This is a genomic window from Kitasatospora acidiphila (genome assembly GCF_006636205.1).
Classification (GTDB): domain Bacteria; phylum Actinomycetota; class Actinomycetes; order Streptomycetales; family Streptomycetaceae; genus Kitasatospora; species Kitasatospora acidiphila.
In genome coordinates this window covers 7,859,831-7,886,033 of sequence record NZ_VIGB01000003.1, presented here as the reverse complement: position 1 = coordinate 7,886,033, position 26,203 = coordinate 7,859,831, and the positions used below count along the sequence as shown (strand labels likewise).

Below are 26,203 nucleotides of genomic sequence, written 5' to 3'. Positions count from 1 at the left end.
GGATACCGGTCGAGGATCCGGGTGAACGCCACCTCGGCCTGCAGCCGGGCCAGCGGCGCGCCCAGGCAGTGGTGGATGCCGTGCCCGAAGGCGAGGTGCCGGGAGCTGTCGCGGGTGATGTCGAACCGGTCGGGATCCGGGAAGACCGCCGGGTCGCGGTTCGCGGCCAGCAGGCCGATCTGCACGAACTCCCCCGCCGGGATCTCGGTTCCGGCGATCACCACCGGCTCGGTGGTGTAGCGCATCGAGGCGATCGCGAACGAGCTTTCGTAGCGCAGCACTTCCTCGACCGCGCCGGCCATCAGGCTGGGGTCGGCGCGCAGCGCGGCGAGTTGCTCGGGGTGGGTGAGCAGGGTGTAGACGCCGTTGGCTATCAGGTTGACGGTGGTCTGGTGGCCGGCCACCACCAGCAGGAAGGCCATCGAGGTGATCTCCTCCTCGGTGAGCCGGTCCTCGCCGTCACGCGCCGCGAGCAGGCCGCTGAGCAGGTCGTCGGCCGGGTGCTCGCGCTTGTGCCGGATCAGCGCCTGGATGTATTCGAGCATCGACTCGGCGGTCATGACGGACACTTCGCCGTCGCCGCCACCGCTCTCGGGGATCGAGTTGCCCCGGATCTGGAGGGCCTCGTGCTCGTCCTGCGGAGCCCCGAACAGGTCGAAGACCACCGAGACCGGCAGCGGCAGCGCGAATTCGGCGATCAGGTCGGCCTCGTCCTGGCCCGCCAACCCATCGAGCAGCCGATCGACATGGCCCTCGATCAGCGGCCGCATACCGGCCACCCGCCGCATGGTGTAGGCCTTCTGCACCAGCTTGCGCAGCCGGGTGTGGTGCGGCGGGTCGGAGTTGAGCATGTGGCGCATCAGCGACTCGCCGGGACCCTCGGTGAGGCCGATCAGGTCGCCGTACCGCTGGGCCGCGCTGTCCTTGCTCAGCCGCGGATCCGCGAGCGCCGCCCGGCAGTCGGCGTGGCCCGTGACCAGCCAGCCCTCGATCCGCACCGGCCCGCCGAACCGGACCCGCCGCGCACCGCCCTGCTCCCGCCACTGGCGGTAGTCCTGGTGCTGGCGGCCGAAGAACGACTCGTCGACGAGCTGCGGTTCAACGGGCACCGCGAGCCTCCTTGATCAGCCTGATTTCCTCCACGCCGAGGAGCCCGACCAGCGGCACCTTGGCCCGCTGCTGCTCCGGGTCGACCGTCAGTCCCTGGCGGCGGATCAGGTCGAGCAGCAGTTCGGCCAGCGGCATCACCATGTGGCGGCCCCAGCAGCGTTCGGAGATGTGGCCGAACGGCAGGTAGCCGGGAGCGGTGTCCGGGTCGATCGAGTCCCAGCGCTCGGGGCGGAACTCCTCGGGGGCGTCCCACAGGGCCGGATCGCGGTGCGAGAGCAGCGGCAGGATCAGCACGTCGTCGGCGGGGCCGATCCGCGAGTCGATGGCCGGGTACTCGGGCGAGGCGTAGCGCAGGATGTTCCAGGAGGGCGGCAGCAGGCGCGCCGACTCATGGATGATGTTCCGGTTGGACGCCCCCTCGTCGAAGGGCGCGCCGAGCCAGAGCGCGTTGGCCACCAGCGTGGAGACGGTGAAGCAGACGGGGGCGGCGGCGCGCCGGTACATCCCCATCGCATAGCGGCGGTCCTGGTATCCGGTGGCGTCGGCGAACAGCCGCGCCACTCCGGTCAGCTGCTCTTCCGGCCGCGGCCGCCGGGGCAGTGCGGCGCCGGCGGCGATGACCGACCAGGTGAGCTTCGGCGTCAATTCCAGATTACGGCTCATCAGCAGCCGCAATCGGTAGGGGTCGTTTCCGAGAATGAGGTCGCGCAGAAAGAAATGACCGGTGATCGGCCACGGACCGCTCAGGTCGACATTCTCCGGAATTGGTTTCTTCAATGCCTCGCGGACGTCACCGCCGATGGTCCGCATCACCGCGGAGGCCTCGGGGCGGCCGATCGAGCGCCCGTGCAGCGGCTTGAAGGTGGGCCGCTCGGTCTCGGTGGCGCGCCGGGCGGCGAGCACCCGGTCCATGGCCTCGGGGCCGGCGATCCCGATGGTGTCGGGCTCCAGGCGGAACACATCCTGGCCCAGGCGGTCCCGGAGCAGGGCAGCGAGACGCGGCGCGAACACGGTGGTTCGGCTCCGCGATCGGGCGGTGATCGGCATACGGGTCTCCGGGGCCGGCGGTGCTGACGGATCGTCGAATGATGACCGGGGGGCTCGTCCCCGCCCCGGGTGCGGGGACGATTTCCACCGGCTTAGTACCAGAAGTACCAGGCGCTCTTCTTCAGGCTCTTCTGGCCGCAAATGGTGTTACGGACCGCAAACAGAATCTTCATCTCTGTCACCTCCATCCGGATCTGCTCCACTGAATTCGGTAATTCAGTGCGCTGAGGAGAGTGAAGCCGCCAGCCACCACTGCTGTCAACGGTTCGGGCCGGAATGATGGCTGCTGATCCGTCAGGTGTCCGGTTCATCCCATTCAACCTGGGCGATATGAAAAATTCTCCCCCACCCGTGAACCGCACAAGTGCCTCGATCCGTTTTCGCCCGACACATTTCACGTGTCGAGGACTGCCCGGACCAGGACGGGCTGGCTAGACTCCTCGCGATCAGCTGCCCGGCTCGCCGAGGCAACCGCCGGCCTCGCCGACGCAACCGATCCACCCGCACGCGCAGTTCGCACCACCCGGTTCCCACCAGCCGGTTCGCACCGCCCAGTTCGACCACCGGCACCATCAGCCGACGTTCTTGGGGGTTTCGATGAAGCAGTTCCGCAGCAGAGCGCCACTCGCCACCGCGACCGTGGCGCTCGCGCTCGCCGCCGCCGTGACCGGCACACCGGCCGGCGCGGCCACCTCACCCTGGCCACTCACCCTGATCTCCCCCGGCGACCCGTATGCCGCCTGCGACCTCAGCGGCGACGGCTCCGGCACCAACTACCCGGCCGCCGAGGCCGAGCCGTACGCCGCCGCCGACCCGCGCGACCCTAAGCATGTGATCGGCATCTACCAGCAGGACCGCTGGTCCAACGGCGGTGCCCGGGGCCTGAGTTCGAGCTACTCCACGGACGGCGTGCACTTCACCCAGACCCCGCTGCCGTTCACCCACTGCGCCCCGGGCGGCCTGCCCTACCAGCGTGCCTCGGACGGCTGGGTCAGCTTCGGACCGGACGGCACCGCCTACAGCAGCGCCCTGGTCTTCGACGCCACCGATGCCACCAACGGGGTCGCTGCCGCCACCTCCTATGACGGCGGCCGGAGTTGGCAGCACGTCAGCAATCTGATCCAGGACACCGATCCGGCGGTCGGCGACGACAAGAACTCGGTCACCGCCGACCCGGTGCACGCCGGCACCGCCTACCAGGTCTGGGACCGGATCGACCAGACCGCGACCGCCTACGACGGCCCCTCCTACATCTCGATCACCCGCGACCACGGCCGCACCTGGTCCCCGGCGCGGCCGTTCGTGGACACCTCGGTGGTGCCCTACTCGCAGACCATCGGCAATGTGATCGTGGCCGACGCGCACACCGACACGCTCTACGACTTCTTCCAGTGGATCACCGCCACCGACGCCACCGGCAACACCACCAAGGAGACCCACTTCGCCTTCGTCCGCTCCACCGACCAGGGCCGCAGCTGGAGCAAGCCGGTGCCGGTGGTCGCCGACACGGCGGTCAACGAGGTGGACCCGAACGCGCCGACCGACCAGAGCAAGGCGCTGCGGGCCGGCTCCGGTCTGCCCAACGTGGCCATCGACCCGCAGACCGGCGAGCTCTATCTCGCCTATGAGGGTTCGGACTTCAGCGGCGGGCAGTACGACTCGATCGAGCTGGTCCACTCCGCGGACGGCGGCGCCGACTGGAGCACCCCGGTCCGGATCGACCAGGCGCCGAACGCCCCGCCTTCACCCCGTCGATCACCGTGGACCAGCACGGCACCGTCGCCATCAGCTACTACGACCTGCGCTACCTGACGCCGGGCGACACCACCACGCTGCCCGGCGCGGCCTGGCTGCTCAGCTTCCCGCGCGGCCGGCAGGACGCGGCTGTGGAGCGGCAGATCTCGCCGGTCTTCGACTGGCTGCAGGCGCCGAACGCGGGCGGCCACTTCCTCGGCGACTACGAGGGCCTGATCACGGACGGCAGTCGGCTGCGCCCGATCCTGGTGACGGCCAACACCGATCCGAACAACTCGACCGATGTGTACACCGGGTCGTTCAACCCCGGCACGCTGCGCGCCCCGACGGTGGCGGCCGCGCCGGCGACCGTTCCGGCGGCGCCGTGGCATCACCGCGTATTGCGCTGATTTTGCGGATAGTCGGGGCTCCGTCCGGCGGTCCGGACCGGCGGGCGGAGCCCCGCAACCGGAGTGAGCAGCGCCGTTCCGGTTCGCCGACCTGCCAGAGAGCGGCGGTTCCTCGGAGAATCATTAAAAACCGGGCCGCAACACACCGTTCGACGGCGGATGATGGAGAGATGATCTCGATCCTGTTCGCCGTGCTGACCGCCGTGAGCAACGGCACCGCCTCGGTGCTGCAGCGCCGAGCCGCCGCCACCGCGCCGGAGGAAGACGCCATGCGCTTCCAACTGCTGCGCGATCTGCTGCGCCGACCGGTCTGGTTGGGCGGGATCGCGATGAGCATAGTGGCGGCCGTCTGCCAGGCGGTGGCGCTCGCCACCGGCCCGATCGCGATCGTCCAGCCGATCTTCATGATCGAGTTGCCGTTCACCCTGGTGCTCGGTGGTCTGCTGTTCCACGGCTCGCGGTTCTCGCGGCACGTCTGGCTGGCGATAGCCGCGGTGGCCGTCGGGCTGGCACTCTTCCTGATGGCGGCCGCACCCAGCGGCGGCAACGCCTCGGTCTCGTCCGGCTCCTGGCCCGTGGCGCTGCTGGCCACCGGGCTGTTCCTGGTCGTCACGCTCGGCATCGGGCTCAAGGTGCACGGCAACGCCCGGGCGGCCGCCCTCGGCCTGGCGGCGGCCTGCGGGTACGCGTTGACCGCGGCGCTGATGAAGGACGCGATGGCCCGCCTGGACCACGGCGCCGGCGCGCTGTTCACCGGGTGGCAGATCTATGCGACGGCGGCGATGGGCGTGGGCTCGCTGTTCGTGCTGCAGAACGCGCTGCAGGCAGGGTCGTTGGCCGCCTCGCAGCCGATGCTCAGCATCGGTGACGCGCTGATCAGTACCAGCTACGGTGTGACGCTCTTCGCCGAGACGCTGCGCACCGGCTGGTGGCTGGTCCCGCAGGTGCTCGCGATGGGCGTGGTGCTGGCCGGCTGCATCGGTCTGTCCCGCTCCCCGCTGGCCGACGGGATGGCCGAAAACCCTAGCGAGCGGGGGGTGCCGGCGGCCGTCTGAGACGCGAGCGGGGTGCCGACCACTGTCTGAGACGCGGGCGGGCGTGCCGGCCGCCGTCTGAGACGCGAGCGGAGTGCCGGCGGCCGTCTGATCCTCCGCCTCACGGCCTGGAGGACCCGGCGGTCCGGTCAGGCGAGCCGGAACTCCGCGGTGTCTCCGACCGCCGTGTGCAGCCGCACCCGGGTGCCGACCGGAATCACCTCGTAGCGGCTCGCGGTCACCACGGCGGTGATGGTCAGTCCCTCGTCCAGGGTGATCGCGCAGTTCTGCCGGATCCGGTGCTCCAGCACCTGGGAGCGGGCCACCGCGCCGATCCGGCGCACCACGCCCTCGCCAGTGCTGCGCAGCTCCGCCATGTCGGTGGATCCGCACACCGGGCAGAGCAGCCGGTAGTGCTCGGTGGGCGAGCTGCACCAGCGGCACTGGCGGTAGTGGAGCACGGTCTCGTCATCGACGGGGGCTTCGGGGGTGAGCGTCTGCTGCACGGGTCGTTCCCTCCAATTCAGCCAGTGTGCGGAGACCATATGGCACTGAGTGCCAGTGCGCAAGGCACTGAGTGCCCCTCCTGTCCGGCCGAAGGGAGGCTGTCACCGGAGACGCCCGATCGCGTACAGTCCGTGAGGTCGACGGTCCGTCAGAACCCGCCCGCAGCGGCCGAACAGGAGCACCCGTGGCCACCGAAACCGGCGCCCCGCCGTACACCCCCGTGCCCGAGCTGGATCCCGCCGAGATCGCCCGCTGGCGGGCCGGCGGCGGGGAGTTGGTGGAGCTGCTGACGCTGGCCCGGGAACAGGTCGGCGGCCTCGCCGCGGTCCGGCTCGGCGGTGCCAAGCCCACCGTGCTGGTCACCGAACCGCGCGCCGTCCAGCATGTGCTGGCCCAGCACCCGGACCGCTACGTCAAGCGCTCGCACCGCGCCCGGCTGCTGATCGGCGACGGCGTGCTCTCCGCGACCGGCGACGCCTGGAAGAGCCAACGGCGGCTGCTGCAGTCGCAGTTCACCGGTCAGGGGATGCGCCGCTACGAGCAGCGGATCGCCGAGGCGGCCCGGGCGACCGCCGCCCGCTGGGCCGGCCACGCCCGTACCGGCCAGGAGTTGGACCTCGCCACCGAGATGCGCCACTTCGCCCTGGACACCATCTGGCGCTCGCTCACCGGCTTCGAGCTGGACGCCACCACCGAGGCCGAGTTGGAGCTGGTGGGGGCCGTGGTGGCGGCGCTGCCGCAACTGCCCGACGACTCCGTCAAGGCCCACGAGGCGGTGGCCGCCTTCCTGGAGCGGATCGACGCGATCGCCCACCGCGCCATCGACACCGCCCGCACCCAGCCCCCCGGCCCCGACGGCCCCGGCCTGCTCCAGGTGCTGCTGGAGGCCTCGGCGGAACGGCCGGAGTACACGGACAAGCTGATCCGGGACGAGCTGGTCACCCTGCTGCTGGCCGGCCATGAGACCACCGCCACCACACTGACCTGGCTCTACCTGCTGCTCGACCGCCACCCCGAGGCCCGCGAGCAGGCGCTGTCGGCCGGTCCCGCCGGCTCGCCGGAGCGCCGGGAGGCCGTCCAGGCCCTGGTCCACGAGACGCTGCGGCTCTACCCGTCCGCGTGGATCCTGCCGCGCTGGACCGCCGAGGCCGACACCGTGGCGGGCTTCGCCGTCGAGGCCGACACCGATCTGCTGGTCTGCCCGTACCTCACCCACCGCGACCCGGTCCGCTGGCCGGAGCCCGAGCGGTTCGACCCCACCCGCTTCACCCGCCCCGGCGGCCGCCCGACCGAGCACGGCGCCTATCTGCCGTTCGGCCTCGGCCCGCGCGCCTGCCTCGGCATGCAGTTCGCGCTGCGCGAGTCGGTGGCGCTGCTCGAAGTGCTGCTCCCCGCCTACACCGTGGCGTTCCGCAGCACGCCGCCCCGCGCCGCCTACAGCATCACCGTCCGCCCCGACGGCCCGACCCCGGCGGTCGTCACGGCCGCCGCCGACTTCGGAGGATGACGATCCGCCATGGAACCGCAGTTCGGCAACTACCAGGACGAGATCTACCTCGCGGCGCTCGGCGGGGTGCTGCCCAGCCTGCCGATGACCTTCGCCGAGTGGGAGGCCCGGGCCCAGGGCGCGCTGTCCGCCTCGCTGTTCTCCTACGTGGCGGGCGGGGCCGGTGACGAGGCCACCCAGCGGGCCAACGCCGCCGCCTTCCAGCGCTGGGGGCTGATACCGCGCATGCTGGTCGGCGCGACCCAGCGGCAGCTGTCCGTCGAGCTGTTCGGGCACACCCTGCCGTCGCCGCTCTTCATGGCCCCGGTCGGGGTGGTCGGGCTGTGCGCCCAGGACGGGCACGGCGATCTGGCCACCGCGCGGGCCGCCGCCCGCACCGGGGTGCCGATGGTCGCCTCCACGCTGACCGTCGATCCGCTGGAGCAGGTGGCCGCCGAGTTCGGCGACACCCCGGGGTTCTTCCAGCTCTACACGCCCACCGACCGGGAGTTGGCGGCCAGCCTGGTGCACCGGGCCGAGGCGGCCGGCTTCCGGGGCATCGTGGTCACCCTGGACACCTGGGTCACCGGGTGGCGGCCGCGCGACCTGGCGACCGGCAACTTCCCGCAGCTGCGCGGGCACTGCCTGGCCAACTACTTCTCGGACCCGGTGTTCCGCTCCCGGCTCGCCAAGGCTCCCGAGGAAGATCCGGGCGCCGCGATCCTCACCTGGGCCCAGCTCTTCCGCTCCGCGCTGACCTGGGACGACCTGCCCTGGCTGCGCTCGCTCACCGACCTGCCGCTGATCCTCAAGGGCCTGTGCCATCCCGGGGACGTGCGCCGGGCCAGGGACGCCGGGGTGGACGGCATCTACTGCTCCAACCACGGCGGTCGGCAGGCCAACGGCGGTCTGGCCGCGCTGGACCTGCTGCCGGCCGTGGTCGAGGCGGCGGACGGCCTGCCGGTGCTCTTCGACTCGGGCGTGCGCAGCGGCACGGACGTGGTCAAGGCACTGGCTCTGGGCGCCACCGCGGTGGGTGTCGGCCGCCCGTACGTCTACGGGCTGGCCCTGGCGGGCACCGACGGCATCGTGCACGTGCTGCGCTCGCTGCTCACCGAGGCCGACCTGCTGATGGCGGTGGACGGCTATCCGACGCTGGATTCGCTGCGCGCCGAGGGCGCGGTGCGGCGCATCTGACGGATCGTCAATCTCACTGCAGCGGGGCCAGGTCGGGCTCCACCCAGCCAGTCCTGGCCGCATCGCCGGTCAGGGTCTCGGGGCGGTAGGAGCGGTCGAGCAGTGTCTTGTCGAGCAGCTCCGGGTTCCGGGCGGCGAAGGTCTCGAAGTCTGCCTCGTCACGGACCCGGCGACCCACCAGCTCGGCCCAGGCCCGCGTCATCGTCACGTGGAACTTCTGCGGCGCCCCGGCCGCGGCGGCCGTGCGCCGGATCCCGTCGCCGACCAGCTCCGTGGCGGCGGCGACGCCGTAGCGGCGGATCGCCAGCCAGGTCAGGTGGACGTGCTGGCGGTGGCCGAACCGCTCAGCGTCCGCCATCACCTCGCGCATCAGCTCCGAGAAGGCGGACGGGATCCCGGTCTCGGGCGAGGGCAGGGCTGCGGAAGTCATAGTGCCGGATCATACGATTTCGGACTATCCGGCAGCAAATGAAGCAAACGACGGAATTCGGAGCCGGTCAGACCTCGGAGAGCAGGGCGGGGTTGACCCGTCCCACGATCACCGCCACGTCCACGCTCCCGGCGGCCGGCCAGAGCACTCGGCGGGCCGCCCGGTACTTGGCGGCGAGCCGTTCGCGATCGGGAGCGGGCAGGTCGGCGGCGCGCTCGGGCAGCGAGTTGTGGGCGTTGTCGGCGATCTTGACCAGGGTGGCCCGCGGCTTGCCGGCGATCGACCGGATCATCTCCTCATAGGAAACCCCTGGCAGTTTGGTCACGGCCACCACGGTGTCCACCACCACCGTCGGCACCCCGGCCGCCCGCAGGCCCTCGGCGGTCCAGTCGGTGTCCTCCAGCACGTCGTGCAGCAACCCGGCCATCTGCGCGTGCGGCCCGAACGAGGCCAGCGCGTTCCCGACGACGCGGACGTGCTTGATGTAGGGGACGCCGATCTTGTCCAGCTGACCGGCATGCGCCCGCTCGGCGAGCGCGTCGACGTCGGCAACCGTGAGTGTCATGGGGGCTCTCCCGGGTCGGCCCAGTCTGCGGTCAAGCGGCCCGGTCGCTCGGTCGAACTCCCGGTCCCTCGACTGTAGGCCGGGCCCCAGGCGAGGAACAGCAGTCTATCGGCCTCGTACGGACAGCAGTTCGGCGGCCGTCGCCAGCTTGACCCGGGGCCGGCCGCCGGCCGCACCGCGCTCGCGCTCCAACCGGTCGATCGCCCGCAGCTCGCGCAGACCGGTGGCCTCGGGGCAGCGGCGGCGGACCAGGCGGTCGAAGTCGGCCGCGCTGCCGGGTGGCGGCGGGAGCAGCCCGGCGGCCGCGTCGTCGAGCAGCGCGTCCACCGTCTCCTTGGCGCAGGCGCGGTTGGCACCGATCCCGCCGGTCGGGCCGCGCTTGACCCAGCCCGCGACATAACTCCCGGGCACCACCCGCCCGTTGCGGTTGGGCACCGTCCCGGTGGCCTCGTCGAGGGGTAGTTCGGGCAGCGGCGCGCCGCGAAAGCCGATCGCCCGCACCACCAGCCCGGCGGGGATCAGCCCGCCGGACGCCAACCGCACCCCCTCGACGCGGTCCTGACCGAAGAACTCGGCGGGCCGCTCCAGGAACCGCAGCACGATCCGGCGGCCGGCCGGCGGGGGCCCGGTCCAGTCCACCGCTTCGACCGGCAGCCCGTCCAGCAGCGCCGACTTGCCCTCAACCGCCTCGGGCAGCGCTTCATCCGAGGCCACCACCACGGCGACGCCCGGGAGTTGGCGCAGCGCGAGGAACTCCGGCGCGGTGTAGGCGGCGTCGGCCGAGCCGCGCCGGGCCAGCAGCACCACCTCGCGCACCGAACTGCCGCGCAGGGCGGCCAGGGCGTGGTCGGCGATGTCGGTGCCGGCCAGCCGCTCCGGGTCCGAGAGCAGCACCCGGGCGATGTCCAGTGCCACATTGCCGTTGCCGACCACCACCGCGCGCTCGGCGCTGAGGTCGACGGCGACGGCCGGCACGTCCGGGTCGGCGTTGTACCAGCCGACCACCGTGCCGGCGCCCAGCACCCCGGGCAACTCCTCGCCGGGGACCTCGAGTCGGCGGTCGGCGGTGGCTCCCACCGCGTAGACCACGGCGTGGTGGTGGGCGGCCAGGTCCGCAGCGGAGAGGTCGCGCCCGATCTCGACGTTGAGGTGCAGGCGCAGCCGCGGGTTCCGGTAGAGCTGGGCGAAGCTGTCGCCGATCCGCTTGGTGGCCTGGTGGTCGGGGGCCACGCCGTGCCGGAGCAGCCCGCCGGCCATCGGCTGCCGGTCGATCATGGTGACCTCGGCGCCGGCGGTGCGCAGCAACTCCTGTGCGGTGTAGGCGGCGGCGGGACCGGTGCCGACCACGGCCACCCGCAGGGTGCCGAGGTCGGCCGGGATGCTGCGCGGGAACTCCGGCTTGCCCCAGGCGTGGGTGTTCGGATTTTCCTGGTAGTACTGGCGGTTGACCTCGCCGTAGCGGGCCAGCGAACCGGCCAGCCGGTCCACCGGGAAAATCGCGTCCACTGGGCAGGCGTCGGCGCAGGCGCCGCAGTCGATGCAGGCGGCCGGGTCGATGTAGAGCAGGTCGGTGTGCCCGAAGCCCGGCTCCTCGGGGGTGGGGTGGATGCAGTTGACCGGGCAGACCGAGATGCAGGTCGCGTCGGTGCAGCAGTTCTGGGTGATCGCGTAGGCCATGGGGGCGGTGGTCCTCGGGTTCGTCCGGCAGAAGTGGCGCTGTTGAAATGACGAACCGTCAGATCATGTGCAGCTTCTGGTAGATCCGCACCGCCGGGCGGGTCAGCAGGCCCGCCTCGCCGAGGAAGTGGATCAGGTGGGCGGAGCTGGTGCGCATCATCGCCTTGCGGTGCGGATTGGCCTTGACCTCGGCGACCGCCCGCTCGACGTTGAGCCCCGCGGCCGCGTAGACCTGCTTGTTGACCATGCTGGAGAGGATCACGGCGGCGGCGATCGCGGTGCCCAGCGCGCTGTTGTGGCGGCGCACCGGTCCGGCGCCGCGCAGCCGTTCGCGGATCTCCTGGCGGGCGAACTTCATGTGCCGGGACTCTTCGACCACATGGATCCGCGAGGTGCCCCGGACGATCGGCAGCACGTCCTCGCCGCGCATCCAGTCGCGCTGCATCACGTCGAGCACTTCTTCGGCCACCAGGATGCCGCCGTAGGCGAGTTCACCGGCGGCCAGGGTCTTGAAGGCGCGCGCGGCCTCGGCGACCGGCCGGTTGGGTATGTAGGCCGGCACGCCCATCTTCTCGCAGGCGCGGGCGAACATGATGGAGTGGCGGCACTCGTCGGCGATCTCGGTGAGGGCGAACCGGAACTCGGCGTTGGCGTGGTTCTTGAGGTACTGGTCGCGCAGCACCATCTGCTGGAGGATCATCTCGAACCAGATGCCGGTGCTCATGATCGAGCAGACCTCGTGCCTGGTCAGGGTGATCCGCTGCTCATGGGTCATCTCCCGCCACAGCCGGGTGCCGTAGAGGGTGCTCCACTCGGGGTTGAGTCCGTAGTGGTCGGGCGAGAGCGGGGCGTCCCAGTCGATCTCCACGGCCGGGTCGTAGGAGAGTTGCGCGGCAGAGTCCAGCAGCCGCTGCGAGACGTCCTCGTCGGCAGTTGTGTGGCCGAGTCTGCCTGTCGCCGTTCCGGTCGTCGCCATGACCGCCCTCCGAATGCCTTCACCGTGCGAACACCTTCACCGTGCCTTATTAGACGCAAGGTACAATAAGAACCCGACCCCGGCCAGACCCCCGCATGTCACAAAAGCGCTGACACAAAAGCGACAGCGGGGCCGCGCCTCCCGTACCGCGCCCGCTCCCCCGGCTAGCGTGAGGGCCACCGCCGCCGAGGACGAAGGCAGATGTCCGCGCTCACCCTGCTCCCCGACCAGCTGCGCGAGCTGCTGCGCCCGCTCCCGCCCGACCAGGCCCGGCAGTTGATCGACCAGCCGCCGATGCTGGCCGAGCTGACGAAGCGTCAGTCCTTTGACGAAGGGTGGGTGTTCGAGCGCAAGATGGACGGCATCCGGGCGCTGGCCCTGCGCCTCGACGACCGGGTGTGGCTGCGTTCCAGGACCGGCAAGCCGCTGAACGACTCCTACCCCGAACTCGTCGCGGCCCTGCTGGCCCAGCCGTGCCGGGCCTTCGTGGTGGACGGCGAGATCACTGCGATGCGCGGCGACCGCACCGACTTCGCCCTGCTGCAGCAGCGGATGGGCCTCACCGAGGTGCGCGCCATCGCCCGCACCGGGGTGGCCGTGGTGCTCCACCTCTTCGACCTCCTCTGGCTGGACGGCACCGACACCACCCGGCTGCCGCTGCGCTGCCGCAAGACCCTGCTGCGCCAGGCCGTCGAGTTCACCGAACCGCTCCGCTACACCCGGCACCAGACCGGCGACGCCGCCGGGCTGCTCGCCGAGGCCTGCGCGCAGCACTGGGAGGGGCTGATCGCCAAGCGCGCCGAGGGCCGGTACCGGTCAGGGCGCGGCGACGGCTGGCTGAAGCTCAAGTGCCTGCGGGCCCAGGAATTCGTGGTCGGCGCCTTCACCGAACCGACCGGCGGCGGCCGCTCCGGCTTCGGCGCCCTGCTACTCGGCTACCAGCAGGGCGGCGCACTGCGCTATGCGGGCAAGGTCGGCACCGGCTTCGACCGCCGCACCCTGGAGGCGCTGCGGACCTTCTTCGACGCCACCACCCGGCCCGAGTCGCCGTTCCAGCCCGCGCCGCGCGAACCGCGGGTGCACTGGGTCGAACCGCTGCTGGTGGTGCAGGTCGCCTTCACCGAGTGGACCAAGGCCGGCCTGCTGCGCCAGCCGCGCTATCTGGGCGTGCGGGACGACAAGAAGCCCACCGAGGTGATCCGCGAGGAGCCGGCCGAGTGACAGGGGCGTGACCGCCACCGGGCATGGACGTTGCACCAGGCGGCACTTCCCCCGAACCCCGGAGGCCCCGATGCGCACCACCGCCCGCCTGACCACCGCCGCCGCCCTGCTGGCCACCGCCCTGCTGGCGGCGATCGGCCCGGCCGCCGCCGCGACCGCCGACCCGATGCCGTCCAAGCAGGGCCACCCCTACAGCATCCCGGTGGGCGCCATCACCGACCTCGGCGACCTGACCAAGCTGGCCAACCTGGGCACCGATCTCACCGGGCTGCTGGGTCACTGACGCATCGCCTCCGAACAGGCCAACGCGGCGCACGGTTCCCGCACCGTGTTCGCCATCCAGCACGGCAACCGGCAGGTGCATCCGCCGCCGGACGCCCGGTCCTGAGACGACGGCCGGGGCGACCTGCACAGCTCCGCCATTCGGGCGCATGATCCGCCCGGGCTCGGCGATCTGCGGGCCCGGGCGGGCGGGTGCGGCCATGCTGGGACGGACCACCCGGGCGGCGAAGTGAGGGCGACCATGACGATGGCGAGCGCCAGGCTGCTGATCGACGGCTTCGAACGCGTCCAGGAGGCGGTGACCGAGGTGCTGGACGGCCTCACCCCTGAGCAACTGTCCTGGCGGGGTCCCGACGGCCACACCAACTCCATCGGCTGGCTGGTCTGGCACCTCAGCCGGGTGCAGGACGTCCAGGTGTCCGACGTCGCCGAGCTGCCCGAGGTGTGGCGGGCCCAGGACTGGCAGCGTAGGTTCGCTCTGCCCTACCGCGCCGAGGCCACCGGCTACGGTGCTTCCAGCGCCCAGGTGGGCAAGTTCTCCGCCACCGCCGAGCAGTTGGCCGGCTACTACGAGGCGACCCACCTGCAGACCGTGGACTACCTCGGCAGGCTGCACGAGCGCGACTACGCGCGGGTCGTGGACGCGATGTGGGAGCCGCCCGTGACCTTGGGCGTGCGGCTGATCAGCACCCTGTCCGACGACCTCCAGCACGTCGGCCAGGCCGCCCTGGTGCGCGGCTGCCTGGCCCGCAGCTGAGCGGGGTTACATCGGCCGCAGCGGGTCACGGTGACCGGATCGCTAGGATCACCGCCATGCCTGACGCGCCCTCAGTCTTCGCTGACTACCAGCCCGAGCCGCACTCCCGCCCGGACGCGGCCGCGCCGACGCTAGTCGAGGCCACCGCGGCCGATGTGGCCGGTCTCGCCGAGCTGCAGACCAGCGCGCGAGGCGGCCTGGTCACCGAGTGGGCCGCCCGGATCGGCCGCGCGGTCGGCCGCGAGCGGAACGCGGTGGTGGTGGCCCGGGTGGGTCAGGAGCTCGCGGGCTACGCCACGGTGGCGCACCTGGCCGAGCACCCCGATGACCACGCACCGGCCGGCTACTACCTGGTGGGCGTGACGGTCGCCGCGGGCTGGCGCCGACGCGGGATCGGGACGGCGCTCACCCGCTGGCGGATGGACTGGGCCTGGCAGCACGGCCCGGACGTCTGGTGCTTCGTCTCCGCGGCGAACCCGGCGTCGATCGACATGCACCTGGAGCTGGGGTTCACCGAGCTCCGCCGCGGCCCGCAGTTCCAGGGCATCACGTTCAGCGGCCAGGAAGGCGTGCTGCTGCGGGCCCGGCGATCGGCCTGATCCGGCAGACCAGTCCGATCCCGGCGCATCGGCCTGATCCGCCGCGACCGGCCTGCTCCCGCCTGCTACCCCAGGCCCGGGAGCAGGTTCCCGGTGGTGCTGGTGGTCGGCTGCTGGCCGCCGGCCGCCTGCTGGTGGTGGCCGAGCAGCTCGTCCAGTTGCAGGGGCAGCAGGTGGCTGCCCGCGAAGTTCGGGGTGGTGCCGTCGCCGATCGACTCGGCGGCATGGGCACTGGGCGCGGCCAGGGAGGCGGCGACGCCGACGGCGAGCGAGGTGACGGCAAGCATGCAGCGCTTCTTCATGCCTGGTTAAACGCGCGACCGGCGCAGAGGATGCGCACATATTTGCTTCACAAGACTCTCACCAATTCCGTCGGCAGATTCTTGGACGCATACCCTCATGAACGGCGGAATCTCGCATTCCGCCGCCACCCCTCCCCCGCTTCTCCATCGAAGACCGCCCTCACCCTGCGGGATCGCCTCCAGGCTCCGCGTGACGGTCATTACCAGTAACCGATCGAACACGCCAACGACCCACCCTCACACAGTTTTCACGACATTGACCTTGGCGCCGCTCGGCTTGGTCGGCAGAATCTGTCGAGTTCATGCCGCAGACCGGCAGCTCACGGGGGGCTTCGACCGGGTCAGGAGAACCGCACTGTGAAGTTCCGCTCCCTCCAGCGCGACGGCGAAGTTGCCACGGCAACTCCGCCGACCGTCGAGTGGACCGCCGCCGGGCCACAACTACCCGAACCGGGCCAGCTCTTGACGCGTCGTCAGGTCGCGCTGATCCGGTCGGTCCGGGATGCGGTGGAGCCGTGCGCGGCCGATCTGCCGCGGTTCTTCTACGCGACCCTGTTCGAGCGCTACCCCGATGTCCGCGAGCTCTTCCCGGCCCACCTGGACGTCCAGCAGGACCGGTTGCTGCGTGCGCTGCTCCTGATCGTCGAACTCGTCGACGACCCCCGCCACCTGGCCGAGTTCTGCACCAACCTGGGCCGCGACCACCGCAAGTTCGGCACCGTCACCGAGCACTACGCGGCGGTCGGCGAATGCCTGCTCGCCACCCTGGAACACTTCGCCGGACCGGCCTGGACCCCGGAGGCGGCCGCCGCCTGGGTCGCCGCCTACAACGCCGCCGCCCAGGTCATGGACTCGGCAGCCATCGAGGACGCCCGGCACCGGCCCGCCGTCTGGCACGCCACGGTGGTCGGCCACCGCCGCCGGGCCGGCGACCTGGCCGAGATCACCGTCCGGACCGACCAGCCCTACCCCTACACCGGTGGGCAGTTCATCAGCATGGACACCCCCTGGTGGCCCAAGACCTGGCGCTACTACTCCCCGCCAACGCGCCCCGCCCCGACGGCACCATCACCTTCCAGGTGCGCGCGGTCACCGGCGGCCGGGTCAGCAACGCCCTGGTGCGGCGCGCCACGGTCGGCGACATGGTCAGACTCGGGCCGCCGCTGGGCGAGTTGCGAATAGATCCCACGGTGCCGCACAAGGTGGTCTGCGTGGCCGGCGGCACCGGCCTGGCCCCGATCCGGGCCCTGGTCGAGCAGGCGGTGCTGGACGGCTCGCAGCGGCCGATCGACCTGTTCGTGGGCGCCCGCACCCTGGAGGAGCTCTACGACCTGGACGACCTCTACCAGCTCGCCCAGCGCCACCCCTGGATCGCGGTGCGCGCCGCGGTGGCCGACGAGCAGACCGCCGACAGCGGCGACCAGCTGCTCACCGCCCTTGCCCAGAACGGACCTTGGCTGCACCACGACGCCTACCTGGCCGGCCCGGCCTCGATGATCGTCAGCGTCGCCCGGGTGCTGCGGCGCGGCGGCATGCCGCTGGAGCGCCTCTACCACGACCCGTTCGTCTCCCTCGACGAGGTGGACCAGCCGTGACCCATCCCGGCATCGACGCGGAGCTGGCATTCGGCTCGGCCGGCGAGCACCAGCTGCAGCAGCACATGGGCACCGCGGAACGCGCCGCCCAGTTCTACGAGCGGCAGGTGCGGCCCTGCCTGACCCAGCAGATGCGGGAGTTCATCGCCCGCCAGACCATGGTGTTCATCGCCACCGCGGACGGCAACGGCCACTGCGACGCCAGCTTCCGGGGCGGCCCGGCCGGGTTCGTGCAGGTACTGGACGACCACACCCTCGCCTACCCCGAGTACCGGGGCAACGGGGTGATGGCGAGCGCCGGGAACATGACCGAGAATCCCCATCTCGGCCTGCTCTTCGTGGACTTCAGCGGCGATCGGATCGGCCTGCACGTCAACGGCACCGCGCATCTGCGCCCCGACGACGCGCTGCGCACCGCCTATCCGCAGCTGCCGCAGGAGACCGCCCCCGGCCGCCGCGCGGAGTTCTGGGTGCACCTGTCCGTGGACGAGGCCTACATCCACTGCTCCAAGCACATCCCGCATCTGCTGCCCGCGCCGCACGGCACCAAGCTGCGCTCCCAACGCCCCAAGGATCCGGACTACTTCACCGGTTCCGCGGTGGTCCCGCAGCCGCCGGCTCGGGAACCGGCCCAGCCCGAGCCCGTTCCCGAGCCGATGCCGTTCGCGGCACCCGCTGCCGAGGCACAGCTGTTCGAGCCCGCTGCCGAGGCGCCGGACGCCCCGGGCCGCTCCCAGGTGCCGCTGCAGCGCACCCCGTCCTGGGCCCGCCGCCCGGCCGTCGTCGCTCGCGACGGCTGGCGCGGGTTGCGCGGGCGGTAGGCCGGATCCGTGGACGGTGGGCCGGAGTTGAGCCCGATGTCGGGCCAGCCGGGCAGCCGGAGTCGAGGCGGGGCTCAGAGCCCCGGCAGCGCGTCCTGGTCGACGTCGTGCCGCCGCACCGGGTCGACCCCCGGGCGGCAGCCGGGGCCGTAGCGCAGCAGGCGGGACTCCGGGTCGTGCAGCGGCCGACCGCAGGCGCGGCAGGTGACGCGGGCGGCGAGCCGCTCCCGCTCCTCGACGTCCTCGACGGGCAGCAGCGGCTCGGGGTCGGGTCGGCTGGTCATGGCGGCGAGCCTACCTGGGCCCACCGTCACGGGCTGCGGCTCAGCTCGCCGCCACCGCGTACCGGTGCCAGGCTCTCCAGGTCGCTGCCGGGGCGCGGCGGCATCCCGAGCAGCAGCGCCAGCCCGAGCAGCACATAGGAGTTGGCGCCGAGCACCCCGCCGATCCCGTCGGCGCGGAACCGCCAGAGCCAGACCAGCCCGCTGGTCAGCAGGAAGCACCCGCCGGCCGCGGCGGCCAGCAGCCGCGTGCGGCGGGCCCGGTCGGTGGCGGACCAGCCGGCGTCGGCGAGCACCAGCAGGGCGGGGATCATCCAGACCAGGTGGTGCACCCAGCTGATCGGGCTGACCAGGCAGCAGGTGATTCCGGTGAGCGCGAAGCCGGACCGCTGGTCCCCGGCCCGCGCCGCCTCCCGGCAGCGCCGCGCCCAGAGCGCCAGCACCAGGACCACCAGCAGCAGCCAGACCGGCCGCGCTCCGGCCCCCGGGACCAGGCGGCTCGTCATGCCCAGCAGCGACTGGTTGGAGATGTACGAGACCGAGCCGACCCGGTCGGTGTTCCAGAGCGCCGAGGTCCAGAAGTACCGGGACTGCCCGGGAGCGGCGAGGAAGCCGAGCAGGGTGGCGGCCAGCGCCGTGCCGGTGGCGGTCAGCGCGGCCCGGCGCCGGCCGGTCATCAGCAGGAGGACGATGAACAGGCCCGGGGTCAGCTTGACCGCGGTGGCCAGCCCGGTTCCGACACCGGCGAACCGCCCGCTCCCGCGCACCAGTTGGCGGTAGTCGGCGAAGACCATGGCCATCAGCAGCAGGTTGATCTGGCCGAAGCTGAAGGTGTCCCGCACGGGGTTGAGGATCGCGAACAGACAGCCCAGCAGCCCGAGGGCGTACCAGCGCTGCCAGCCGAGCCGGCGGGCGATCGGGTCGACCAGCCAGTGGAGCAGGGCCAGCACGGCCAGCACGCTGAGCCCGACGTCGACCGTCACCGCACCGGGCCAGTGCAGCAGGGTCACCGGCACCATGCAGAGGGCCGCGAACGGCGGGTAGGTGAAGCCGTAGCTGGTGCCGGGCCGCTGGTAGTCGTAGATCCGGCCGCCGTGCAGCCACTGGCGCACCGTCTCGTAGTAGATGTCGGCGTCGAACCAGCCGCGGTGGCCCGGGATCACGACCAGGAACGCGGTGCAGGCCGCGACGACCAGCAGCAGCACCGCGGCCCGGGTCGGCGTGCCGCCGCGCGCCCGCACCGGGCCGGTCCCGCTCATCGCACCCTCCCCGGGCCCTCGGCCGGGGTGACCTCCAGCAGCCGCTCGACCGGCCGCCCGACCGGCGCCGCCACCGGTAGCGCCGCCGGGGCCAGCCACAGCCCGGCCAGCACCGTGACCGCCCCCAGCGCCCCGCCGGCCACCGCGATGACAACCGCGTGCGGGCCCGGGGTGAACCCGTCCGGCGCGACCGCCAGCGCCAGCAGCCCGCAGACCACCGGCGCCCAGCGCCGCACCCGCCCGTCCGGTGCCGCCGCCGCGATCAGCACCCCGCCCCAGAGCGCGTACCACGGCCGGATCGCCGGCCCCAGTGCGACCACGGCCAGCAACGCCAGCCCCACCGCGTACACCGCATTCACCTCTCGGCGACGAACTCGCCTGATGAGCAGGACAATTGACGCGACGGCGGCCACCAGGCCGAGCCACCGCCAGAACGTGAGCACCGCGGCGAGCAGACCGCCCGCGCCGCCGAAGGCCGGGAGGGGATCGAAGAGCGCGGCCAGCAGCCGGCCGCAGAGCCGGCCGAGCGCGCTGGTCAGCGACCAGCTCCCGGCCGAGACCGGCACCGCGAGCGCGTGCACCCAGCCGTAGCCCGTCCCGGTCAGTGCGGTGACGGCTGCCGTGGTCAGCCCGGCCACGGCGGCGGTCGCGAGTGCCGCGCGGCCCAGCCCGGCCCGTCCGGTCAACCGCTGCCCCCAGAGCAGCGCCACCGCCACCAGGCCGAGCGCGGCCGGCAGCTTGATCAGGGCGGCCAGCGTGACCAGCACGGTGGCCAGCAGCGGCCGTTGGCCGCGCACCGCCAGCAGTCCGGCCACCAGCAGGGCGAGCAGCAGCGCGTCGTTGTGGGCACCGGAGACCAGGTGGAAGAGGACCAGCGGGTTGAGCAGGCCCAGCCAGATCGCGGCGGCGGGCGGCACCGAGCAGGCCCGGGCCAGCCGGGGCAGCACCAGCGCGAGCAGGCCGAGACCGACCAGCGCGATCAGCCGCAGCAGCAGCACCCCTGCGCTCACCGCGCTGCCGGCGAGATGGGTCACCACGTCGGCGAGCCCGAGGAAGACCGGCCCGTAGGGTGCCGGGGTGTCCCGCCAGAGCCCGGGCACCTGGGCGGCCAGCGGCCCGCCGAGCACCGCAGGGCCGTGGGTGTAGGCGTTGATGCCCGCACCGACCAGGGCGCCCTGGGCCAGGTAGCTGTAGACGTCCCGGCTGAACAGCGGCGGGCCGAGCAGCAGCGGCGCCGCCCAGTACAGCAGGGTGCGCAACAGCCAGGCCGGGCCGGGCGGTTCGGGACCGCGCACGGCTCGGCCGAGCAGCAGCCAGGCCGCGATCAGCAGCACCATGCCGAACCAGGCCAGGAACACCCCGGGCCCGGTCGGCGGATGCGGCCGCCCGAACGGCACGGCTCCGGCCCCGAGCCCGCCCAGCGCGAGCACCAGCGAACCGGCCGCGCCGAGCCGCCGGCAGTGCGACGCAGCGGCGCTCACCCCCCAGTTCGGCATGCCCGGAACGCTGCTGCGGCCAGCTGGCCACCAGACGACGGCCCGTCAACCAGCGCATGACGAGCACACGGCGCGCTTGCGATCACGGAACACGGCCGGGCAAACCGGACAGCGGCACCGGTGCCCCCCCTCCCCCCGGAGCGTCCGGTGCGTACTGGGTCTGCGCGACGGGCCCGCGCTGCTGGGTTACGGTGCGCTGAGGACGGTCAGGACGGCTTGGGCCAGGGCGTCTTCCCGCCAGCCGGCAGCAGGAGCGCTCCGGCGCCGGTGGAAGGACGGCGGGGCGAGGATTGCGGTCTGCATGCCGAAGGCGAACCGGCGCGGATGGGGCTGACCGCGCCGGTCACGGATCCGGCCGTCCCGGCTGACGTCCAGGAGTCCGTGGGTGGTGATGGCGGCTCCCTGCGCCCGCAGGTCGTCCAGCAGCGGGGAGAGCGACGTGGCGTGCTGCATGGTGGGCACCCTGGCCTCCACCAGGGCACGGGCGGCCGTCGATGCGCCGGGGACGGTCGCGCTGTGTGCGCGGAAGATGCCGTGCGCCGGATCGGCGCTGACCGCGGTCCGCTCCCCGAGGAAGCGGACGATCCCGGCTTCGGCCAGGGCGAGCAGCTGACGGATCCGGTGGGCCGGCGGGCCGGCGGCGTGGAACCGGAAGGTGTCCCGGTGCCATGACCGGGCTTCACCCAGCGGCGCCAGGTGTCGCATGACGGACAGCAGCGCCTGGCGCACCGCGAGCTCGTAGCTGTGCGCCGGGTTCTGGCGACGGGCGAGGTCGTCTGCCAGGTAGGCGTGGACGGCGGGTTGGAAGGCGTCGAGGGTCGGGCATCGCAGGCGGCTCAACGGCCGGTGCCTGGCAGCCTGGCCGAATCGGTCGGCCGGGTCGGGTACGTGCGCCGCGACGAGTTCGCGCAGGGCTGGACTCCCGGGTTCGCAGTCCGCGAACCGTGCCTCGAACGCGGACCACCGCCCGCGGGTGCGCTCCGGATGGGCGGTGAACAGTCGGTGGTAGTGGGCGTACCCCAACTCCTGGAGGATCAGGGGCTGGAGGTCCCGGGCGAAGTCCAGTACCCCCTGCCGTGCCCGGAGCCGGCGGACCTGGTCGGGGCCGAAGAAGCGCGGCAGCGGCGTCGGTTCGCCCCACCACGGGTAGCCGATCTCGGCGCGGCGCGGCACACCGCGCCGCGACCCCGCGTACAGGATCGGCTCCTGCCCGGAGGGGAGGTAGGTCAGCCCGCCGGACTCCGGAGGACCGCCCGGCACGAACCGGCCGCCCCTGCCCTCGGTGAGCAGCCCCATCATGTCGATGAAGGTGAGTCCGATCCCTCGCACGAGGACCGGCTCACCAGGGGGCAGGACGGACAGGTCGATGTCCGCAACAGCCGCGGGCCGCAGGTGGATCAGGCCATGGCGCTCGGCGAACGAGGCCAACTCGTCCTGCTCCGGCTCCGATTCCGCCTCTGCGTGTCCGAGGGCGAACACCACCGCGTCGGCGATGAGGGGTTCGGCGCGGCCGTGCAACCACACGCGCTGCCGATCGTTGTCGCCGCCCGCCACCCTGACGGCGCGGCACCGGTGTTCGTGGACCGTCACCCCCTGCGGCAGGTTGGCGACCACGGATGCGTACGCCCACCGCAGGTAGCCGCCCTGCAGACGGCGGCTCGCATAGGACCGCGCGGTCAAGCTCCTCGCCTCGGCCACCAGGTCCGGCGCGAGCTCGACGCCCGGCTCACCGAGGCCTGCGGCGCTCGACCACTGGCTCAGTGACCAGCGGCAGGTGTCCGAGTCCGCGCCCTGGCTCGGCCCCTGGCCTGCGTCGAACATGGTGATGAGCTCCGCGTGGTTGTTCATCCGCAGCAGCGGGGACTGCTCGTCGCGCCAGATCCGGCCTGCTCCCGGGGGGGTACGGGTCCACCAGATGGATCTCCAACCGCTGACGCCCGAGGAGTCCGGGCGCGTGTGCGGCGATCCGTTCCAGCACCCTGGTCCCTCGCGGCCCCGCACCCACCACCGCCACGGCGGCGCTCGGTTTCTCGATCACGGTGAAAAGCTCCTCATCGGGGCACGTTGATGCGGTCAGGGGGCTGTTCGGAGGCAACAGCGCGCTCGGCCGGGGGCGTTCGGGCGGCGAGGGCCGGCAGTGCGCGGGCCAGGCGTTCGACAGCGGCGTCAAGTTCGGTCAGCGGAAAGCCGGTTGCCACGGCACGGCCGAGGCCGACGGGTGCGCGCTGGTCGGCGAGGCAGCTGCGCAACGTGGCGACGGTGGCCTCGGTCCGAGCCTCGGCGGGCATCACGACCGGCCCGGCGGCGAGCGTGCGGAGCGGCCGGCAGCAGTCGCGCAGGGCGTCCACCAGATCGGCACGATGGGGAACGCCGGGGCGCGAGCCACTGCGCAGGAGCCGGTGCAGCCGATGCGGTGCGGCGACCTCCTCCACCGCGGCGGCGGCGTCTTCGAACCGCACCAGCGCCGCATCGGCTCCGCTGCCGGTGCGACGGGCGTCGAGGACGGCCGCCAGCTCATCGAGGGCGACCGTCAACCGGAAGCGCAGCACATCACCCGCGCGCACGGGTGCCAGGAGCCAGCCCACGATGACGGCGAGCAGATAGCCCAGGGCGAGCGCCTGGAGCCTGATCGGCAGGAGGTGCACGTCGAACCGGCCGAGGTAGCCGTTCAGCAAGGACATCATCGCGGTCAGGGCCGCGACGAACAGCGGCAGGCTGACCTCTCGCAGCCCGGCAGCCGTGGTGAGCACCACCAGGATCAGGACGATGCCCTGAGCCCCCTCCGGATGGCACACCGCGGCGAGACCCGTGGCGAGCAGGGTGCCGGCCACGGCACCGACGCCGCGCTCGGCTGCTCTCAGGACCAGATTGGCCCGGCCGCCCGTGGCGGAGCCGACGACCATCGCGCTCAGCACGGTCCAGGGCCAGTGCTTCCCGTAGAGCAGCATGCCCGCGGTGAACGCCGCGGTGAGCAGGACACTCGTCTGCAGCGCCTTCCGGTTGCCGGCCGACATCGTCCCCGGCCGCCGAGGGGGCAGCGGCCCTGGTCGGCGTCCTGCCCACCCTGGCCGCCCGGTCAGCCGGTGGCCGACACGGCGCACCGTGGGGCCCCACCAGAACGCCAGCAGGGCGACCAGGGCCAGCCAGCCGCCGACGGGCCACCAGCCGCGTACACCCACGGGCGCCATCAACGAGGCGATCAGCGCCAGCGGCACCACGGCGCCGGCCCGCCCGGCCCTCCTGCCGAACCGCCGGACCCAGCCCGAGGCGGTCACCAGCGCGACGAAGGCCGCCGCACCCACGACCGGATGCCGGGGCATCAGCCAGGCGAGAGCAGCCGCGACCCCGGCGACCGCGGCGAACACCACGGACGGCAGCAGCTCTTCACCGGCGAGTCGACCGCTCGTTCTCCTGCTGAGGACGAAGGCGAACGCCGCCCCCGGCAGCGCCAGCAGCCGTGTGGGCAAGCCCGCGAGGCAGGCCAGCGACGCCGCCGAGCCCAGGGACAGCAGGACGGTCGCGACGACCAGCGAGAGCCGGTACGCCCGCCCTGCCCACGCGCTCCGGGGCCCACGGGGCCGACGGGAGCCGCCCCCGGGCGCGTTCGCAAGCTCCCCGTCGTACGGTGCGGGTGCCACGAGGACGGCTCCTTCAGCCTGCGGGGCTCATCGCGACCTTCCGGGCGCCGACGCGATCGCAGGAGTAGTCACGGGGTCGCAGGGGTTGTCACGGGGTCGCAGGGGTTGTCGGCTGCGCCGCGGCCTCGGCGGCGGCGACACCGTTCGCGCGCTCCCTGAGCTTGTCGAGCAGGACCTTCCGACGCACCTTGCCGAGTTCGGTGCGAGGGAACTCGGTGACGTGCTCGATCCGGGTGGGCAGGCAGGACGAGTGGAAGCCGATCCCGGCCACGTGATCACGCACGTCCTGCAGTTCCAGCCGGGTTTGGGAGATGACGACGGCGCACGCGGTCTCCCGGCCGTCGGCGTGCGGCCAGGGCACCAGCACCACGTCATCGATGTCGGGGTGCGTCAGCAGCACGTCCTCGATGTCGGCGACCGGGATCCGCCAGATGTCGCCGATGCGCTCGGCCACCCGGCCGACGAACCGCAGTCCGCCCGCCCCGTCGGGCTCCACCAGGTCTCCGGTGTCCAGCCAACCCTCGTCCTGGAACGACGACCACCTGAGCTGCCCGCTGTCCCGGCCGACCGTCGCCAGGCACACCGCGGGCCCGCGCACGTGCAGGCGGAAGACGTCGCCGTGGTGTGCCCGGCCGGCCGGCTCCAACCGGACCTCTCCCCCCAGCCCCATCCGGCCGAAACTGCGGCTGGCCTGCTCCGGCGGATCATCCGGGACGGTGAAGATCGCGTTGGCGCACTCGGTCATGCCCCAGACGTTCAGCACGACCGGGCACAGCCCCTCCCGCACCTCTGACAGGAGTACCTGGGGCAGCGGAGCGCCGAAGCTGTGGATGGATCGCAGGCTCGACACGTCGCGGGCCCGGCGCCGCTGCTCCTCGCTCAGGGTGCGCAGGATCAAGGGCGAGGTCCACAGTTCGGTGACCCTGGTCCGCTCGATCAGGTCCAGCCAGCTCCCCGGGTCCCGGCTGTCGCTGAAGAGCATCGGCGTCAGCCGCGAGGTGGTGCGAAGGGCCTTCAGGAACCCCGCGATGAAGGACATCCCGGCGGTGATCGCCGGGAGCTGCGCTGGGGCCGGTTCAGCACGTCGCAGCGGTACTCCGTACAGCGTGTTGGCGCTGTGTGCGACCAGTTGGGTCTCGCTGGTGGTCCCGGAGGTCATCAGGAGTGCGCACACGTCGTCGGCAGCGACGGGAGCGAGGTCGTACGGCCGCCCGCCGGCGGGGTGTCGGCCGTGGAAGGCGTGGTCGAGGCTGACCGCGTTCGTGGCGGCGGCGTCACCGATGACGATGCGGTGACGCAGGTCGGGCAGCCGGGGCGACTGTTCCAGGAGCCGCTGTGCGTGCTCGACACCGTCCCACTCGTGCGGAACGACGCATGCCACGGCACCGGTCGCGGCGAGCACCCGCTCGGTCTCGTACGGGCCGAAGAGCATGCCCATGGGAGCGATGACCGCCCCGGCCCGCAGGCAGGCGACCATCAGGACCGCGGTCTCCCACCAGGCGGGCAGCTGGTAGGCGACCACGTCGCCGCGGCGTACCCCGAGGTCCCACAGGGCTCCGGCGACGGCGTCCGCGCGAGCGTCGAACTCGCGGAACGACAGTGGGACCAGCCGGCTTTCACGGTGCCGCCACGTCAACAGGGCCGTCGCATCGGGGCTTTCGGCGGCGGAAGCCCTCAGATCATCGGAGAACGTCGTATCCCGCCACCAGCCCTGTTCACGGTAGCCCCGGGCAAGCCCGGCGGGCGGAACGATGGACTCCCACGCAGTGCGCACGCGTA

The 26,203-nt window shown here is 72.4% G+C and carries 26 protein-coding genes and 1 pseudogene; 12 read left to right on the top strand and 15 right to left on the bottom strand.

Going from position 1 to position 26,203, the window contains the following annotated elements; all coding sequences use genetic code 11:
• Positions 1-62: 62 nt before the first annotated feature.
• From E6W39_RS44400 to E6W39_RS44395, 3 genes and pseudogenes are all read right to left on the bottom strand, one after another.
• Positions 63-545: pseudogene (locus tag E6W39_RS44400) on the bottom strand (cytochrome P450); the annotation flags it as partial.
• Between the two features lie 553 nt (positions 546-1,098).
• Complete coding sequence (locus E6W39_RS37220) at positions 1,099-2,157, bottom strand: cytochrome P450 (protein ID WP_141637212.1); 1,059 nt, start codon at positions 2,155-2,157, stop codon at positions 1,099-1,101.
• Positions 2,158-2,249: 92 nt separating this feature from the next.
• Complete coding sequence (locus tag E6W39_RS44395) at positions 2,250-2,330, bottom strand: tryptorubin family RiPP precursor (RefSeq protein ID WP_388022191.1); 81 nt, start codon at positions 2,328-2,330, stop codon at positions 2,250-2,252.
• A gap of 424 nt (positions 2,331-2,754) precedes the next feature.
• Between E6W39_RS44395 and E6W39_RS37210 the strand changes: the two genes are divergently transcribed.
• The 3 genes from E6W39_RS37210 (at position 2,755) to E6W39_RS37200 (ending at position 5,356) form a co-directional block, all read left to right on the top strand.
• Complete coding sequence (locus tag E6W39_RS37210) at positions 2,755-3,969, top strand: sialidase family protein (protein ID WP_141637210.1); 1,215 nt, start codon at positions 2,755-2,757, stop codon at positions 3,967-3,969.
• Complete coding sequence (locus E6W39_RS37205; RefSeq protein WP_141637209.1) at positions 3,918-4,301, top strand: hypothetical protein; 384 nt, start codon at positions 3,918-3,920, stop codon at positions 4,299-4,301. The genes E6W39_RS37210 and E6W39_RS37205 overlap by 52 nt, the downstream gene beginning before the upstream one ends.
• A gap of 170 nt (positions 4,302-4,471) precedes the next feature.
• Positions 4,472-5,356 carry a DMT family transporter gene (locus tag E6W39_RS37200; RefSeq protein ID WP_141637208.1) on the top strand — a complete coding sequence of 295 codons (885 nt, stop codon included), beginning with the start codon at positions 4,472-4,474 and terminating at the stop codon, positions 5,354-5,356.
• A gap of 128 nt (positions 5,357-5,484) precedes the next feature.
• Here the strand turns inward: E6W39_RS37200 and E6W39_RS37195 are convergent, their stop codons facing one another.
• A complete protein-coding gene (locus E6W39_RS37195; protein ID WP_141637207.1) occupies positions 5,485-5,841 on the bottom strand; it encodes a PhlB family protein in 357 nt (118 codons plus the stop codon).
• 185 nt (positions 5,842-6,026) lie between these two features.
• Between E6W39_RS37195 and E6W39_RS37190 the strand changes: the two genes are divergently transcribed.
• Together E6W39_RS37190 and E6W39_RS37185 are read left to right on the top strand one after the other, a co-directional pair.
• Positions 6,027-7,349 carry a cytochrome P450 gene (locus tag E6W39_RS37190; RefSeq protein ID WP_228718569.1) on the top strand — a complete coding sequence of 441 codons (1,323 nt, stop codon included), beginning with the start codon at positions 6,027-6,029 and terminating at the stop codon, positions 7,347-7,349.
• Between the two features lie 9 nt (positions 7,350-7,358).
• The gene (locus tag E6W39_RS37185; protein WP_141637206.1) at positions 7,359-8,525 is read left to right on the top strand and encodes an alpha-hydroxy-acid oxidizing protein; all 1,167 of its coding nucleotides are present in this window, start codon (positions 7,359-7,361) and stop codon (positions 8,523-8,525) included.
• Positions 8,526-8,538: 13 nt separating this feature from the next.
• On the opposite strand, the gene E6W39_RS37180 is transcribed toward E6W39_RS37185, so the two are convergent.
• The 4 genes from E6W39_RS37180 to E6W39_RS37165 form a co-directional block, all read right to left on the bottom strand.
• Positions 8,539-8,955, bottom strand: a complete 417-nt coding sequence (locus tag E6W39_RS37180; protein WP_220140322.1) for a hypothetical protein — start codon at positions 8,953-8,955, stop codon at positions 8,539-8,541.
• 67 nt (positions 8,956-9,022) lie between these two features.
• Positions 9,023-9,520 (bottom strand): HD domain-containing protein, encoded by a 498-nt coding sequence (locus E6W39_RS37175; protein ID WP_141637205.1) that lies wholly within the window; start codon positions 9,518-9,520, stop codon positions 9,023-9,025.
• Between the two features lie 105 nt (positions 9,521-9,625).
• Positions 9,626-11,197, bottom strand: coding sequence for an FAD-dependent oxidoreductase (locus E6W39_RS37170; protein ID WP_141637204.1), 1,572 nt, complete (start codon positions 11,195-11,197; stop codon positions 9,626-9,628).
• A gap of 58 nt (positions 11,198-11,255) precedes the next feature.
• Positions 11,256-12,173 (bottom strand): AurF N-oxygenase family protein, encoded by a 918-nt coding sequence (locus tag E6W39_RS37165; RefSeq protein WP_141637203.1) that lies wholly within the window; start codon positions 12,171-12,173, stop codon positions 11,256-11,258.
• 201 nt (positions 12,174-12,374) lie between these two features.
• On the opposite strand from E6W39_RS37165, the gene ligD reads away from it, so the two are divergent.
• The 4 genes from ligD to E6W39_RS37145 all read left to right on the top strand — a co-directional run bounded on the left by ligD (position 12,375) and on the right by E6W39_RS37145 (position 15,032).
• Positions 12,375-13,394, top strand: a complete 1,020-nt coding sequence (gene ligD, locus E6W39_RS37160; protein ID WP_141637202.1) for a non-homologous end-joining DNA ligase — start codon at positions 12,375-12,377, stop codon at positions 13,392-13,394.
• A 70-nt stretch (positions 13,395-13,464) separates the two neighbouring features.
• Positions 13,465-13,677, top strand: a complete 213-nt coding sequence (locus E6W39_RS37155) for a hypothetical protein (protein ID WP_141637201.1) — start codon at positions 13,465-13,467, stop codon at positions 13,675-13,677.
• 240 nt (positions 13,678-13,917) lie between these two features.
• Complete coding sequence (locus E6W39_RS37150) at positions 13,918-14,433, top strand: mycothiol transferase (RefSeq protein WP_323809133.1); 516 nt, start codon at positions 13,918-13,920, stop codon at positions 14,431-14,433.
• A gap of 56 nt (positions 14,434-14,489) precedes the next feature.
• Complete coding sequence (locus tag E6W39_RS37145; RefSeq protein WP_141637200.1) at positions 14,490-15,032, top strand: GNAT family N-acetyltransferase; 543 nt, start codon at positions 14,490-14,492, stop codon at positions 15,030-15,032.
• 65 nt (positions 15,033-15,097) lie between these two features.
• Here E6W39_RS37145 and E6W39_RS37140 read toward each other — a convergent pair whose 3' ends face one another.
• Positions 15,098-15,319, bottom strand: a complete 222-nt coding sequence (locus E6W39_RS37140; protein WP_141637199.1) for a hypothetical protein — start codon at positions 15,317-15,319, stop codon at positions 15,098-15,100.
• Between the two features lie 372 nt (positions 15,320-15,691).
• Here E6W39_RS37140 and E6W39_RS40625 point away from each other — a divergent pair, with 372 nt between their 5' ends.
• From E6W39_RS40625 to E6W39_RS37130, 3 genes are read left to right on the top strand one after another with little or no spacing between them, the layout of a single operon-like run.
• Entirely contained in the window at positions 15,692-16,516 is an 825-nt protein-coding gene (locus tag E6W39_RS40625; RefSeq protein WP_220140321.1) for a globin domain-containing protein, read from the top strand.
• Positions 16,507-16,929: a ferredoxin reductase domain-containing protein gene (locus tag E6W39_RS40620; RefSeq protein WP_220140320.1), complete on the top strand. Its 423-nt coding sequence runs from the start codon at positions 16,507-16,509 to the stop codon at positions 16,927-16,929. Before E6W39_RS40625 ends, E6W39_RS40620 begins: the two co-directional genes overlap by 10 nt.
• On the top strand, positions 16,926-17,750 hold the full coding sequence (locus tag E6W39_RS37130) for a pyridoxamine 5'-phosphate oxidase family protein (RefSeq protein ID WP_407658571.1): 825 nt from the start codon (positions 16,926-16,928) through the stop codon (positions 17,748-17,750). Before E6W39_RS40620 ends, E6W39_RS37130 begins: the two co-directional genes overlap by 4 nt.
• Before the next feature lie 74 nt (positions 17,751-17,824).
• On the opposite strand, the gene E6W39_RS37125 is transcribed toward E6W39_RS37130, so the two are convergent.
• From E6W39_RS37125 to E6W39_RS37100, 6 genes are all read right to left on the bottom strand, one after another.
• On the bottom strand, positions 17,825-18,034 hold the full coding sequence (locus E6W39_RS37125) for a DUF6011 domain-containing protein (RefSeq protein ID WP_141637198.1): 210 nt from the start codon (positions 18,032-18,034) through the stop codon (positions 17,825-17,827).
• 26 nt (positions 18,035-18,060) lie between these two features.
• On the bottom strand, positions 18,061-19,290 hold the full coding sequence (locus E6W39_RS37120; RefSeq protein WP_141637197.1) for a glycosyltransferase 87 family protein: 1,230 nt from the start codon (positions 19,288-19,290) through the stop codon (positions 18,061-18,063).
• On the bottom strand, positions 19,287-20,786 hold the full coding sequence (gene mptB / locus E6W39_RS37115) for a polyprenol phosphomannose-dependent alpha 1,6 mannosyltransferase MptB (RefSeq protein WP_181799625.1): 1,500 nt from the start codon (positions 20,784-20,786) through the stop codon (positions 19,287-19,289). Before mptB ends, E6W39_RS37120 begins: the two co-directional genes overlap by 4 nt.
• Before the next feature lie 186 nt (positions 20,787-20,972).
• Entirely contained in the window at positions 20,973-22,634 is a 1,662-nt protein-coding gene (locus E6W39_RS37110) for an FAD/NAD(P)-binding protein (RefSeq protein WP_323809132.1), read from the bottom strand.
• 203 nt (positions 22,635-22,837) lie between these two features.
• Positions 22,838-24,424, bottom strand: coding sequence for an FUSC family protein (locus E6W39_RS37105; RefSeq protein ID WP_141637196.1), 1,587 nt, complete (start codon positions 24,422-24,424; stop codon positions 22,838-22,840).
• 88 nt (positions 24,425-24,512) lie between these two features.
• Complete coding sequence (locus E6W39_RS37100) at positions 24,513-26,198, bottom strand: AMP-binding protein (RefSeq protein WP_141637195.1); 1,686 nt, start codon at positions 26,196-26,198, stop codon at positions 24,513-24,515.
• Positions 26,199-26,203 lie beyond the last annotated feature (5 nt).